Below are 13,581 nucleotides of genomic sequence, written 5' to 3' on the forward strand. Positions count from 1 at the left end.
AAAAAAGGCCGCATTTAAGCTTGAAAATGAAAACACCTAATTTTGTATATCAAAAAACCAGCAAAGAGAACTTTACTGGTTTTAATTAATATTGTGAAACCTGTCAACCTATTTCAGGACGACTCAGGATCTGAGATGCTGAGGTTCTAAGGAGCTAAGTTTTTTTGGTTATTTTTTAGAAGCAGGAACTCCTCGTTTTTAGTAGACGTGACGTTCCTGCCATCCGCTATATCTTTTCCCTGCTAAAGGAGCAGGAAAAAGGATGCCGCTTCTGTCAGGGCTAGCAAGAAAAAATCTTTTTCATAAGATTGTAAGTTCTTGTGATTCTCGGGTTTTAAGAGATAATCAAACATAATCATCGACAATTACTTTTATAAAGGATTATAATAAAATCCGTGTAAGTCAGCGTTTTTGCGATAGCAAATCAGTGTTATCCGCGTGCTATTTCTTAGTGTCCTTTGCGTAAATCCTTCGTGCTCTTTGCGGTTAAAAATAATTAGTCCTATTTTTGTCAAATGATAAAATGGATAACAAAACTGTTTTCATCAACACCAAAAGAAGAGAACATAGAAGATAATATGAAGAAATATTTAATCGTAGGTTTAGGAAACATAGGAGCCGAATATGTGAACACCAGACATAATATCGGATTTAAAATTCTTGATTTTTTAGCAAAAAAAGAAGGACTTTCATTCGAAACGGTAAAACTTGGCGCTTTGGCTGAATATAAATTCAAAGGAAGAACATTTTTTCTGCTCAAGCCAAATACTTACATGAATTTAAGCGGTAAAGCCGTAAAATACTGGATGGATAAAGAAAATATTCCACTGGAAAATATTATGGTTATTACAGATGATTTAAATCTTTCATTTGGAACTATCCGTATCAAGCCAAAAGGAAGTGACGGAGGTCATAACGGACTAAAAAACATTAATTTAGTTCTAAATACACAAAATTACACCCGATATAGATTTGGTATTAGCGATCAATTTAAAAAAGGTCAGCAGATAGATTATGTTTTAGGAGAATGGAATGCAGAAGAAGAGGCAAAACTTCCGGAACGTTTCGAGGTTTCTGCAGAAATTATTAAAACTTTTGGAACTGCCGGTTTAGAAAATACCATGACAACTTTTAATGGAAAATAAAGATTTTCAGATGTTTATATTGTGAAAATGTAAATTATCAGTGAATTTAATTCAATTATAACGAAATAGTATTTTCAATTCCAAAGTTAAATGTCTAAATTTGGGATAAATTATTATAAACCATAAAAATCGTAATACCATGGCTTTTGAATTACCACAATTACCTTATGCATACGATGCATTAGAACCACATATTGATGCACGTACAATGGAAATCCATCATACAAAGCACCACAATGCCTATACTACAAATCTTAATGCAGCAATCGCTGGAACAGATTTGGAAGGAAAAACAATCGAAAATATCTTAATCAACTTAGATAAATCTAACGCTGCAGTTCGTAACAATGGTGGAGGTTTTTACAACCACAATTTATTTTGGACTGTAATGTCTCCAAACGGAGGAGGATTGCCAACAGGTGATTTATTAGCAGCTATTGAAGCTTCTTTTGGATCATTTGATGAGTTTAAAGCAAAATTTGCTAAAGCTGGAGCAACACAGTTCGGTTCAGGATGGGCTTGGTTAACAGTTCAAAAAGGAGGAAAATTAGAAGTTGTAGGTACTCCAAATCAGGATAATCCGTTAATGCCGGAAGTTGCTGGTAACGGTGGAACTCCAATCTTAGGAATGGATGTTTGGGAGCACGCTTACTACTTAAACTACCAAAACAGAAGACCAGATTATATTGAAGCTTTTTTCAGTGTAATTAACTGGACAGAAGTGGCTAGAAGATTTGCTTTAGACAAATAAGCAAATAGAGCATAGAATATAGAAAAAAGACGAACGTTGGTTCGTCTTTTTTTATGCCCAAAATTTTAGCGGTCTTTATTCTATAATCTATTTTCTTTTCTCTAAAAAAAGAAATAAAAAAGGCGGAATCTCTTCCGCCTTTTTTGCCCCAAATCTACCATAAACTTAACCTACTAATGTCATGGTTTAGTAAAGGTATAGTAGTGATTAGTGTAAAAAAAACATTTCGGATGAAAAGTAAGTATATCCGATAAATGGAATGTACTTTATGATCTTGTCCTGTTGAAGGAAAAATATTTTAAGATGATAATTTGTAGAGTATAGAATAAAGAGTATAGAATAAAGAGAATAGAATAAAGAGAATAGAATAAAGATTGTGAGTTATGAAAAGATGGGAAGTTTTGCTTTTTTTTCTTTTAAAGTGGCAATCTATATTCTTTTCTCAAAAAAGGAAAATAAAAAAGGTGGAATTGCTTCCACCTTTTTTGCCCCAAATCTACCATAAACTTAACCTACTATGTTATGGTTTTGTAAAGGTATAGCAGTGATTATTTTGAAAAAAACTTTTCGGATAAAAGGTAAGTATATCCGATAAATGGAATATGTTTTATGATCTTGTCCTGTTAAAGGAAAAACACTTAAGATGATAATTTATAGAGAATAGAATATAGAGAATAGAATATAGAGAATAGAATATAGAGAATAGAATAAAGAGAATAGAATAAAGAGAATAGAATAAAGAGAATAGAATAAAGAGAATAGAATAAAGAGAATAGAATAAAGAGAATAGAATAAAGAGAATAGAATAAAGAGAATAGAATGAAGAGAATAGAATGAAGATTGTAGGTTATGGAAAGATGGGGAGTTTTACTTTTTTTTCTTTTAAAGAGATAATCTATATTCTTTGTTCTATATTCTTTTCTCTAAAAAAAAGAAATAAAAAAGGCGGAATCACTTCCGCCTTTTTTGCCCCAAATCTACCATAAACTTTACCTACTAATGTTATGGTTTAGTAAATGTAGAACAAGTATTTTGTTGAAAAAAAGATTTTAGATAAAAGGTAAGTATTTCCGATAAAGAGAATGTAAGATGTTGCTTTTGAAATATTTGAGTTTATTCCAATAAAAAAGGTGGAATTGCTTCCACCCTTTTTGCCCCAAATCTACCATAAACTTAACCTACTAATGTTATGGTATCTCAAAAGTATTGTAGCTTTTCAATTTTACCAAACAAACAGGATGAACGGCAAAAAAAACCGATGAAATGCACAAATTAACCTTTTATTAATACTTTTTTAATAAGCTCTGGCGTCTTTTCCTTCGTAAAAATTCATAAAAGCACGGTTTACAACTCGATTTCCACCTGGAGTTGGGTAGTCTCCCGTGAAGTACCAGTCGCCTAAATTTTTAGGACAAGCGATGTGAAGATCTTCTACTGTCTGGAAAATGATTTTCACTTCAGCATTGATTTCCGGAGAGCTTAACATTTCTGCTATTTTGTCTGAAATCTCCTCGTTTGTAAATTGATCATAAATTTCGGTTACATAATTTACAACATCAGTATCTGAGAAATTTTCTTGTGCTTTACATTTAGCATACACTTCATCTACAATATGGTAAAGGTTTCTTTCTTTCAATAATGCAAGTGCTGCTCTAAATGCAACAAGACCTTCTAATTTTGCCATATCAATTCCGTAACAATCAGGGTAACGAATTTGTGGAGCAGATGAAACGATTACGATACGTTTTGGTTTTAAACGATCCATCATTTTAATGATACTCATTTTCAATGTAGTACCACGAACAATACTATCGTCGATAATTACTAAATTATCTTCAGGTTTGATTACGCCATACGTAACATCGTAAACGTGAGCTACTAAATCATCGCGGCTGCTGTCTTCAGTGATAAAGGTTCTAAGTTTGGCATCTTTAATGGCTACTTTCTCTGTACGTATTTTTACAGCTAAAAGTTCCTGAAGAGTATCTGCAGTAAGTGTATTTCTATTTTCTAAAATATAATTGTTTTTTCTTTGATTTAAGAAATCCTGAGCAGCTTCAACTAAACCATAAAAAGAAGTTTCAGCTGTATTTGGAATGTAAGAGAAAACAGTATTATCGGTATCACTGTCAATGGCGCTAAGAACGGCAGGTAAAATTAATTTTCCTAAGTCTTTACGTTCTTGGTAAATTTCTGCATCACTTCCTCTTGAGAAATAGATTCTTTCAAACGAACAAGCTTTTTTAACTGTTGGTTCTAAGATTTGCTGCATCGAAACTTTTCCACTTTTCTTAATGATCAAAGCATTTCCTGGGTCAATTTCCTGAACACTTTCAAAAGGTACATTGAATACAGTTTGAATAACTGGTCTTTCAGAAGCTACAACAACAACTTCATCATCTTGATAAAAGTATGCTGGACGAATTCCTGCCGGATCTCTAAATACAAAAGCATCACCATGACCTAATAAACCAGCCATAGCATAACCTCCATCTAAGTTTTTAGCCGAACGAGCTAATATTTTAGCAATATCCAAACGTTCTGCAATTACTGGAGAAGCTTCTCTTTTAGAATATCCTTCAGCTTTACAGTCTTGGTACAATTGCATTACTTCTTTGTCTAAGAAGTGACCAATTTTTTCCATTACGGTAACAGTATCAGCCATTTCTTTTGGATGCTGACCCAATTCAACCAGATTTTCGAAAAGTTCTTTAACATTGGTCATGTTGAAGTTTCCGGCTAAAATCAAGTTACGGTGCATCCAGTTACTTTGACGTAAAAATGGGTGAACACTTTCGATGCTGTTTTTTCCAAAAGTTCCGTAACGAACGTGACCTAAAAACAATTCGCCTACATAAGGAATATTTGCTTTTAAATCTTTCATGTTGTCTCCCAATTCAGGCTGTGCTTTTAGTTCTTCACTAACGCGCTCATTGATTTGTTTGAAAACGTCTTGTATTGGTTGTGAATGATTCGAACGAACTCTGCTAATGTAGCGCTGTCCTGGTTCTACATCCAGTTTAATGCTTGCAAAACCAGCACCGTCTTGTCCGCGGTTGTGCTGTTTTTCCATCATTAAATACATTTTCTGGATTCCGTAAAATGCAGTTCCGTATTTTTCTTTATAATATTCAAGCGGTTTTAGTAGTCTGACTAAGGCTATACCACATTCGTGTTTTAAAGCGTCGCTCATTGTTTTTTGTTATTTGTGTGTTGTTGTAAGTTGTGTGTATTAACGTAATAAAAAAGCCCCGTTTTATCGAGGCTCTTAGGCATTATATTTCTATGTCAAACTGAGTTAACGACTTAAATTGCTGTAATCGAATCGCTACTTCTGCTTTGCTTAATGATTCCATCCTTTCGGTTCCGAATTTCTCGACGCAGAACGAAGCTAAATTTGAACCGTAAATAATTGCATTCTTCATGTTTCCAAAAGAAATGTTTTCGCTCTGTGCAATAAACCCAGAGAAACCACCTGCGAAAGTATCTCCTGCTCCAGTTGGATCAAAAACTTCTTCTAATGGTAAAGCCGGTGCAAAGAATACTTCTCTATTGTGGAATAAAAGCGCGCCGTGTTCTCCTTTTTTGATCACCACGTATTTTGGTCCCATATCCTGGATTTTGGCAGCCGCTTTTACTAATGAATATTCGCCAGAAAGCTGTCTGGCTTCTTCGTCATTGATTGTAATAACATCTACACGTTTAATAACGTCTAATAATTCCGGAAGAGCGCAGTCCATCCAAAAGTTCATAGTGTCTAAAACTACTAATTTTGGTTTTTTCTCCATTTGATCTAAAACACTGCTTTGTACTAACGGATGTAAGTTTCCTAACATCACAACATCGGCATCTTTATAGTTTTGAGGAACTTTTGGCTGAAAATCAGCTAATACGTTTAACTCAGTTACAAGAGTGTCTCTTGAATTTAAATCGTTGTGGTACAAACCGCTCCAGAAAAAAGTTTTTCCTCCTTTTACAATTTCGATACCGGAGATATCAATATTTTTTGAAGTTAAAAGATCTAAATGTTCTTGAGGGAAATCGTCGCCAACTACAGAAACAATGGCCGATTGCAAGTTAAAAAATGATGCCGATAATCCGATGTAGGTTGCAGCACCACCTAATATTTTATCTGTTTTTCCGAAAGGAGTTTCAATCGCGTCGAAAGCAACTGTTCCAACAATCAATAGTTTATTCATTTTATGAATTTCGAATTAGGGTGCAAAGATACTTCATAAGTTACAATCTTGCAATGGTTTGGGTTCTCAAAATTTTCTTAAAAAAAAGAGAACGATTTCGAAGTAAAACTATTGTAAATGAATGGGTTAAAATTGGTTTTTAGCAGTGTTTATAATAGGTTTTTTGAATTTAAGATGCAAGTTTTTTGAAAATAATTGCGAATATTTTACAGCGTTTGCTTTTATCTTAGTTTTTTAAATGAAGATGATTTTCTTTTTCCGCTTAAAACTCCAAGAATTGTAATGTGATAGTTTTTAACTTTAAATATAATTAACCAAGTTTTGTAAGTTGCTTCTCTGTAAATTTTAGATTTTGTTGGTAGATTTTCGCACTCAGAATAAATTAATGGATTTTCAATGATTTTAACCATTGTTTTGTTTATTCCGTTACCAACTTTAATTGCATTTAGAGGTTGGTGTTTTTCGAAAGTGATATAATCAACAATCTCTTCTAAATTTTGGAAATAATTCTCAGAAATATCTAGCGTATATTGTTTTGTATTTTCAATTTTTTTTCTTCCCATTTCTCATTAAACTTTTCTAAAGACATTGTCTTGGATTTTTCAGCATTTTCGATCCACTTAACAAAGTCTTCTTTGGATAAATCACTTTCAATTTGATCAACTTCGTTTTCGAAATCAATCGATACTTTCAATGATTTTCCAACATAGTTTTTTGGAATTTCAAATGAAAGATTGACAATTTTGTCCTTAGGAGTAATGGTTTTTTGTATCATTTTTCAATCATTTAATGAACTTTACAAAAATACGATAAATAAATTCATCATCAGTGATATAAGTTTTTTTAACAATTCTACAACAGAATACTTCGGGTCTAAATAATTTTCTAGAAAGCTCAAGATATGTTGTAGTTTGTATTTAACGCTATTGTCTTTTAATCCAATTGATAACATCTTTCATTGGCTCTTCATCGTTTGAAAATGCTGTATTATGTCCCAAGTTTGGAAACAATTTATATTCATAATGTTTTCCTGTAGATTTTAATTTATCAAGATATTCAATTGATAATTTCACAGGAACCTGAATGTCTTTGCCTCCAAAAATCCATATTCCCGGAATTGATAATTTAGAAAGAACATCATTGGGATTTGTATCAATAAACTCATATTTGTTAGGGTCATTAAATACATGTTTTCTTGCCTCTTCTTCTGAATGTGTGTCCCAAAATTTTTTATCTCCATTGGTATAAAACTGGAATCTCAATTGTTCTTTAACTGTTATAAGAGCTCCGCTAAATATGGTCATAAATTTGACCTTCTTATTTTTCTCTGCAGCCAATGGAATTATCCATCCAGCCTGACTACCACCTATTAAACCGATTGGTACTTTATTATTGGATAGAGATTTTGACAAAGTGTTTACAGCAGCACTCGCATCTAAAGACAAAAGATTTAGGTTTGAGAAATCAACGTTGTTGGTTCCTACTTCAGGGCCGGCATATACACCTTCAGATTCTCCAACTCCGCGTTTATCATACGTTAAAACTGCAATTCCGTTGTTGGCGAGGGTTGTCGCAAAGTCTGTCATTCTTTTTTCTTGTCCAGATCCGTGAACAATCACAACGGCGGCCTCTATGTTTTTAGGTGTAAAAACAGTTCCGGAAAGTGAAACTCCTTCGCTAACAAATTTTATTTCCTTAGTAGTAAAGTTTGGTGGAAATGCGGAGACATAATTAGTTAGAACTAATAATAATAGTAAGATAGAATATCTGTATGTTTTTTTTACTCTTAGTTTGTGTTTCAAAATGACTGTTTTATTTTTCATTCTACAATTGATATTTCTTGTCAAAATAATTCTTCAAAATCCCAACCTGAACCAAGATCATAATTGGAACAATCAAAATGGCGTACAAGATATTTTTAGAAAAATGAATTCCTGAAAAAGTGTTCGAAATTTTACCGGAATATAGTTTTCCAATTTCTTCGATTTCAAGATCGTTTTGGGATACAGAAAAAAGAGAAACATAAATTACTAAAGTGGCTACAGCCAGTCCAATCAAAATCCAGATTGGTTTCGAAATTAATGGTTTGTATGCTTTGAGTTTTTTCTCTTCTAATACATGGACTTCAGCCATTATTTTAGAAGTAAAATCGAATGATGGCGACTGCAGTTTGTCTTCGGCCATCATGTTCTCAATAAGTTGTCCTATATTTTTATCGATCTCTTTCATAACATTCTATTATTTCTGGTTCTAACTGCTGTCTCAAAATTACGGCTAATTTCTGTCGGCTCCTAAATAATTTTACTTTGGCATTATTGGCCGATATGTTCATTATTTTTCCAATTTCTTCTAAATTCTGATCATCAAAATAAAATAGAGTCAAAAGGAAATTTTCATCACTGGGTAATAAATTTAAACATTTCTGAATGGTTTGTTTTCGTTCTTTTTCTTCCAAGGAGCTTAAAGCATTATCCATTGTTTTGATTAAATGTGATGAAAATTCATCTATTGAAATATTTAAATCTTCTTTCTTGCTTTTCTTTAATCTATCCAGACACGTATTATAAGCAATCTTATAAATCCAGGTCGAAAATTTAGATTCACCTTTAAACTTTGTCAATGAATTGTAAATCTTAATAAAAGTATCCTGAGCCACTTCTTCGGCTTCTTCCCGGTTTTTAACCATTTTTAGAGCCAGTGTAAAAATCATATCCTTATAACGATCCACAAGAACGGCAAAGGCATTGGTTTCGCCCTGCAGTATTTTATCGATATAATGTTGATCATTTATTGTGCTCATATTATATAAGACGACAGTTTGTTTATTTAGGTTACAAGTTTTTAGAAAAAAAATCAATTTTTAAATTGCTTCGACGGTTCGCTATCGCTCGGGTCCAAATTCCAATTGAGGTGTTGAACTTTATCAAAGTTTGATCGCAATATTGTCATCTCGACGAAGGACAGATCGCACTAGGAGTTCCGCAAAGTAAAGCGCCAATCTTTGTCGAGTTTCATGTGTGATCTGTCCTTCGTCGAGATGACAAAAATAGCTTTGTCAGTTTTTTGTAAAATTACCTGATAATCAGTTATTTTTGGAATTTGGAATTTCTTTTTTGAAATTTTTTACTAAAAGTTGTAACCTGGTTTTAAAAAGCCTCGTCATATGGAATATATCAATCAATTAAAAACGTAAATTATCATGGACGACAAAATTTTAATTCCAATTAGCTTTTTCTTAATGATCTTCGGGATCGTTTATTTAGTTTATTCAACAAGAAACAGAGAGCGTTTGGCTCTTATAGAAAAAGGGGTAGATGCCAGTATTTTTATTCAGGGAAAAGGAAACGGAGTTCCGGCATGGAAAATCTTTGTGGTAAATTTGGCATTCTTATTAATAGGTAGCGGTGTTGGAATTTTTATAGCATTGCTTATTACAACTTATACATCTCTAAACGACGGTGCAGTTTATCCTTCAATTATTTTCATTATGGCAGGAATTGGACTTTTGACTGGGTTTAAAACAGCAAAAGATTTAGATAAAGATTAAATAGTAAGTAAATAAAGTTAGTACAAAAAAACGCATCAGACAGCTGATGCGTTTTTTTATTCTTTAGATGCGATAGTTTCGTAATAAACATCGACAGAAAGTTTCGGCTGCATGGATGCCATAACGGCCAATTGATCACAGCGTTCGTTTTGTGGATGATTGTTATGTCCTTTAATCCATTTGAAATCGACTTGGTGTTTTCGATAAGCAATTAAAAAACGTTTCCATAAATCCGGATTTTTTTTGTCTTTGTATCCTTTTTTCTCCCAACCAAAGACCCATTTTTTTTCAACGGAATCCACCACATATTTAGAGTCTGAAACTACCAGAACTTTCATATTTGGATTTTTAAGTTTTTCTAATCCAACAATTACAGCCAGTAATTCCATCCTGTTATTAGTGGTTAAGCGAAAACCTTCATAAAACTCTTTTTTATGCGGCGTGCCAACTAATTCCATTACCACGCCGTAACCGCCATTGCCGGGATTTCCCTTTGCCGCGCCATCTGTATATATATGTACTTCGTGATTCATTTATTTTAGATTGTATTTTAGACTGCAGAATTTACGACTTTGTCTAAAATTAAAATTTATATTTTGGAATTTAAATAGTAGAATTTGCATCTAATAATCTATGGATGATTTCAGGAAAGTGAGTTTGTTCTAATTCGTGAATCTTTTCTGCAACGGTTTCAGGAGTGTCTTCGTCTGTTAATGCAACATTTGCCTGGAATATAATCCCGCCTTCATCATAATGTTCATTCACATAATGAATAGAAATTCCGGTTTCTTTTTCCTTATTATTTACGATAGCTCTGTGTATGTGCATTCCGTACATTCCTTTGCCTCCGTATTTAGGTAAAAGTGCAGGATGGATATTGATTATTTTATTTGGATATTGTTCAATTATGTTTTCAGGAAACTTTAATAAGAAACCGGCAAGAACGATCAAATCCGGGTCGATTTTTTGTATTTTTTGTAATACATTTCGTTCTAAAAGTTCGTTTTTTTCGAAAATTTCGACTGGAATTTGATGATTTTTTGCTCTGTCAATAACTTTTGCTGAAGCATTATTTGTAAAAACCGAAACGACCTTTGCCGTTTCAGTGTTCGAAAAATATTTTATGATGTTTTCTGCGTTAGTTCCTGATCCTGAGGCAAAAACGATAATTTTTTTCATGATTGAATTTATTTTAAGACTGCAAAAAACGGAATAAAAATCGAAAATAAATAGCTTTCAAACGGCTTTCTTGAAATTAATTTTATAAATTAGTGTCACATTTATAAACTAAATAGTTGTTTTAAAATAAAGTTTTTTATTTTTGCCAACAAATTAAATTCTAAAATTAAAGATTATGTCAGACATTGCATCAAGAGTAAAAGCGATTATCGTAGACAAATTAGGTGTTGACGAAAACGAAGTTGTAACAGAAGCAAGCTTCACTAATGATTTAGGAGCTGACTCATTAGACACTGTTGAGCTTATTATGGAATTCGAAAAAGAATTTGATATTCAAATTCCAGACGATCAAGCAGAAAACATTGCTACTGTTGGTCAAGCTATTTCTTATATCGAAGAAGCTAAAAAATAATAATACCACACCCGATTTCTAAAAATCCCAATTTTTTGAAATTCCATCCCGATAGCTATCGGGACCAATTGGAGAGTTTTGAAATTTGAAATTTTTAAGGATCGGGTGTTATTATTTTTTTAAATTTTAAAATTAGATTGATTTTCAATCAAAAAGATATATTTTATTGTAATTCCCATGGCTCTTAAGTAACAACAAGTTAAGAAAGCGTGGGTTTTATTTGTTTAAAGTACAAAACACATATTTATGGCATTAAGGCGAGTTGTTGTAACAGGATTAGGTGCACTTACTCCTATCGGGAATAATATCCAGGAATACTGGAATGCACTTGTGAATGGGGTTAGCGGAGCGGCTCCTATAACATATTATGATACAGAAAAGCATAAAACGAAATTTGCCTGCGAAGTGAAAAACTTCAATATTGAAGATTACATGGATCGCAAGGAATCTCGTCGATTAGATAAATTTGCACAATACGCTGTTGCTGCCAGTGATGAAGCTATCAAAGATGCTGGAATTACAAATGATAACGTAAACAAACAAAGAGTTGGTGTTATCTGGGGAGCAGGAATTGGAGGTTTAGAAACTTTCCAGGACGAAGTAATGTATTACGCAAAAGGCGATGGAACTCCAAAGTTCAATCCGTTCTTTATTCCTAAAATGATTGCCGATATAGCACCAGCACATATTTCTATGCGTAATGGCTATATGGGACCAAATTATACTACGGTTTCTGCTTGTGCATCTTCTGCAAACGCGTTAATCGATGCTTTTAATTACATTCGTTTAGGAATGTGCGATGTTATTGTTTCCGGAGGTTCTGAAGCAGCAGTTACAATTGCTGGTATGGGAGGTTTCAGCTCAATGCATGCATTATCTACAAGAAATGAAAGTCCGGAAACGGCTTCAAGACCTTTTGATGCAACCAGAGATGGTTTCGTTTTAGGAGAAGGAGCAGGAGCTTTGGTTCTTGAAGATTACGAACATGCTAAAGCCAGAGGAGCAAAAATCTATTGCGAAATTGGAGGAGGCGGAATGTCATCTGACGCTTATCATTTAACTGCACCACATCCGGAAGGAATTGGAGTTATTGCCGTAATGGAAAATACTTTAAGAGATGCAGGAATGACGCCTGATCAGGTAGATCATATCAATACTCACGGAACTTCAACTCCGTTAGGAGACGTTGCAGAGTTAAAAGCGATTAGTGCCGTTTTTGGAGACCATGCTAAAAACATCAACATCAACTCAACAAAATCGATGACAGGACATTTACTTGGTGCTGCCGGAGCTATCGAAGCTATTGCTTCTATTTTGGCGATGCAAAACGGAATTGTTCCTCCAACGATTAATCATACAGTTGTTGACGAAAATATTGATCCATCTTTAAACCTTACTTTAAACAAACCTCAAAAAAGAGAGGTAAATGTTGCGATGAGTAATACATTTGGTTTTGGTGGACATAATGCTTGTGTATTGTTTAAAAAACTAGTTGACTAATTTTCTGTATATGAATATTATCAAAAAAATATTTTCTAAATCCCGTTCTCTAGAAGACGGGATTTTTTTTGACACTATTCAGAAAATTCTTGGTTTTCCGCCTTCGAATGTAGATTTTTACAGAAGAGCGTTTACACATCGTTCTTCAAATAAATTAGATTCTAACGGACATCCCATTAATTACGAGCGTTTGGAATTTTTAGGAGATGCTATGTTAAGTGCTGTTATTGCTGCACATTTATTTAACAAAGCCCCAAATGGCGATGAAGGCTATTTAACCAAAATGCGTTCAAAAATTGTGAGTCGTGAACATTTGAATGAATTAGGTAAAGATTTAAATTTAGTACAATTTGTAGAGAGTAAAGTGCCTATTCAGCATTTTGGAGAAAATATTCATGGTAATATATTTGAGTCTCTAATAGGTGCCATTTATTTAGATAAAGGCTATTCTTTCTGCGAACGATTTATTCAAAAAAGAGTAGTCACTCCTTATGTCGATATTGCCCGACTGGAAGGAAAAGTGATAAGTTATAAAAGTCTTGTTATCGAATGGTGCCAGAAGGAAAAAAGAGTTTTTCATTATGACATTTTTGAAGATAACGGTATAGATGGACAGCGTTTATTTGGTGTCAAATTGAGTATTGATGACAAAGTTGTGGCAAGAGCGCGTGCAACTTCAAAAAAGAAAGCAGAAGAAAAAGCATCGCAGAGAGCTTATTTTGCATTTCAGGAAAAAATTGACAAGAAATAGTTACAAAAATGTTGTAAGTATCACAATGCTATAACGTTTTCGTTTATAATTTAACAAAACAACCATGTCATAACTGTTGAAGCTCCGTTTAGAAATA

At 33.3% G+C, this 13,581-nt stretch carries 15 protein-coding genes; 6 read left to right on the forward strand and 9 right to left on the reverse strand.

Annotation, left to right across the window (positions count from 1 at the left end):
- The first annotated feature begins 515 nt into the window (after nucleotides 1-515).
- Complete coding sequence (gene pth / locus ACFS3A_RS20930; protein WP_379827514.1) at nucleotides 516-1,145, forward strand: aminoacyl-tRNA hydrolase; 630 nt, start codon at nucleotides 516-518, stop codon at nucleotides 1,143-1,145.
- A 139-nt stretch (nucleotides 1,146-1,284) separates the two neighbouring features.
- Nucleotides 1,285-1,896, forward strand: a complete 612-nt coding sequence (locus ACFS3A_RS20935) for a superoxide dismutase (RefSeq protein WP_179000806.1) — start codon at nucleotides 1,285-1,287, stop codon at nucleotides 1,894-1,896.
- Nucleotides 1,897-3,190: 1,294 nt separating this feature from the next.
- Here ACFS3A_RS20935 and ACFS3A_RS20940 read toward each other — a convergent pair.
- The 7 genes from ACFS3A_RS20940 to ACFS3A_RS20970 form a co-directional block, all read right to left on the reverse strand.
- Nucleotides 3,191-5,089: an amidophosphoribosyltransferase gene (locus ACFS3A_RS20940; protein ID WP_379827515.1), complete on the reverse strand. Its 1,899-nt coding sequence runs from the start codon at nucleotides 5,087-5,089 to the stop codon at nucleotides 3,191-3,193.
- A gap of 82 nt (nucleotides 5,090-5,171) precedes the next feature.
- Nucleotides 5,172-6,095, reverse strand: coding sequence for a PfkB family carbohydrate kinase (locus tag ACFS3A_RS20945; RefSeq protein WP_379827516.1), 924 nt, complete (start codon nucleotides 6,093-6,095; stop codon nucleotides 5,172-5,174).
- A 221-nt stretch (nucleotides 6,096-6,316) separates the two neighbouring features.
- Nucleotides 6,317-6,658, reverse strand: coding sequence for a type II toxin-antitoxin system RelE/ParE family toxin (locus ACFS3A_RS20950; protein WP_379827517.1), 342 nt, complete (start codon nucleotides 6,656-6,658; stop codon nucleotides 6,317-6,319).
- Nucleotides 6,616-6,870 carry a hypothetical protein gene (locus tag ACFS3A_RS20955; RefSeq protein WP_379827518.1) on the reverse strand — a complete coding sequence of 85 codons (255 nt, stop codon included), beginning with the start codon at nucleotides 6,868-6,870 and terminating at the stop codon, nucleotides 6,616-6,618. Before ACFS3A_RS20955 ends, ACFS3A_RS20950 begins: the two co-directional genes overlap by 43 nt.
- Before the next feature lie 148 nt (nucleotides 6,871-7,018).
- Nucleotides 7,019-7,918 (reverse strand): alpha/beta hydrolase family protein, encoded by a 900-nt coding sequence (locus ACFS3A_RS20960; protein WP_379827519.1) that lies wholly within the window; start codon nucleotides 7,916-7,918, stop codon nucleotides 7,019-7,021.
- 1 nt (nucleotide 7,919) lies between these two features.
- Nucleotides 7,920-8,324 (reverse strand): hypothetical protein, encoded by a 405-nt coding sequence (locus tag ACFS3A_RS20965; RefSeq protein WP_379827520.1) that lies wholly within the window; start codon nucleotides 8,322-8,324, stop codon nucleotides 7,920-7,922.
- Nucleotides 8,308-8,895, reverse strand: coding sequence for an RNA polymerase sigma factor (locus tag ACFS3A_RS20970; RefSeq protein WP_379827521.1), 588 nt, complete (start codon nucleotides 8,893-8,895; stop codon nucleotides 8,308-8,310). Before ACFS3A_RS20970 ends, ACFS3A_RS20965 begins: the two co-directional genes overlap by 17 nt.
- Nucleotides 8,896-9,294: 399 nt before the next feature.
- On the opposite strand from ACFS3A_RS20970, the gene ACFS3A_RS20975 reads away from it, so the two are divergent.
- Nucleotides 9,295-9,642 carry a DUF6249 domain-containing protein gene (locus tag ACFS3A_RS20975; protein WP_379827522.1) on the forward strand — a complete coding sequence of 116 codons (348 nt, stop codon included), beginning with the start codon at nucleotides 9,295-9,297 and terminating at the stop codon, nucleotides 9,640-9,642.
- 56 nt (nucleotides 9,643-9,698) lie between these two features.
- On the opposite strand, the gene rnhA is transcribed toward ACFS3A_RS20975, so the two are convergent.
- Entirely contained in the window at nucleotides 9,699-10,175 is a 477-nt protein-coding gene (rnhA, locus tag ACFS3A_RS20980; RefSeq protein WP_379827523.1) for a ribonuclease HI, read from the reverse strand.
- 70 nt (nucleotides 10,176-10,245) lie between these two features.
- On the reverse strand, nucleotides 10,246-10,821 hold the full coding sequence (gene purN / locus ACFS3A_RS20985; protein ID WP_379827524.1) for a phosphoribosylglycinamide formyltransferase: 576 nt from the start codon (nucleotides 10,819-10,821) through the stop codon (nucleotides 10,246-10,248).
- 175 nt (nucleotides 10,822-10,996) lie between these two features.
- Here purN and ACFS3A_RS20990 point away from each other — a divergent pair, with 175 nt between their 5' ends.
- The 3 genes from ACFS3A_RS20990 (at nucleotide 10,997) to rnc (ending at nucleotide 13,484) form a co-directional block, all read left to right on the forward strand.
- Nucleotides 10,997-11,233, forward strand: coding sequence for an acyl carrier protein (locus ACFS3A_RS20990; protein WP_007137004.1), 237 nt, complete (start codon nucleotides 10,997-10,999; stop codon nucleotides 11,231-11,233).
- A 246-nt stretch (nucleotides 11,234-11,479) separates the two neighbouring features.
- Complete coding sequence (fabF, locus tag ACFS3A_RS20995) at nucleotides 11,480-12,733, forward strand: beta-ketoacyl-ACP synthase II (protein WP_379827526.1); 1,254 nt, start codon at nucleotides 11,480-11,482, stop codon at nucleotides 12,731-12,733.
- A 10-nt stretch (nucleotides 12,734-12,743) separates the two neighbouring features.
- Nucleotides 12,744-13,484: a ribonuclease III gene (gene rnc / locus ACFS3A_RS21000; protein ID WP_091490410.1), complete on the forward strand. Its 741-nt coding sequence runs from the start codon at nucleotides 12,744-12,746 to the stop codon at nucleotides 13,482-13,484.
- Nucleotides 13,485-13,581: the final 97 nt, after the last annotated feature.

The sequence above is a fragment of the Flavobacterium notoginsengisoli genome, assembly GCF_042686225.1.
Taxonomy (GTDB): domain Bacteria; phylum Bacteroidota; class Bacteroidia; order Flavobacteriales; family Flavobacteriaceae; genus Flavobacterium; species Flavobacterium notoginsengisoli.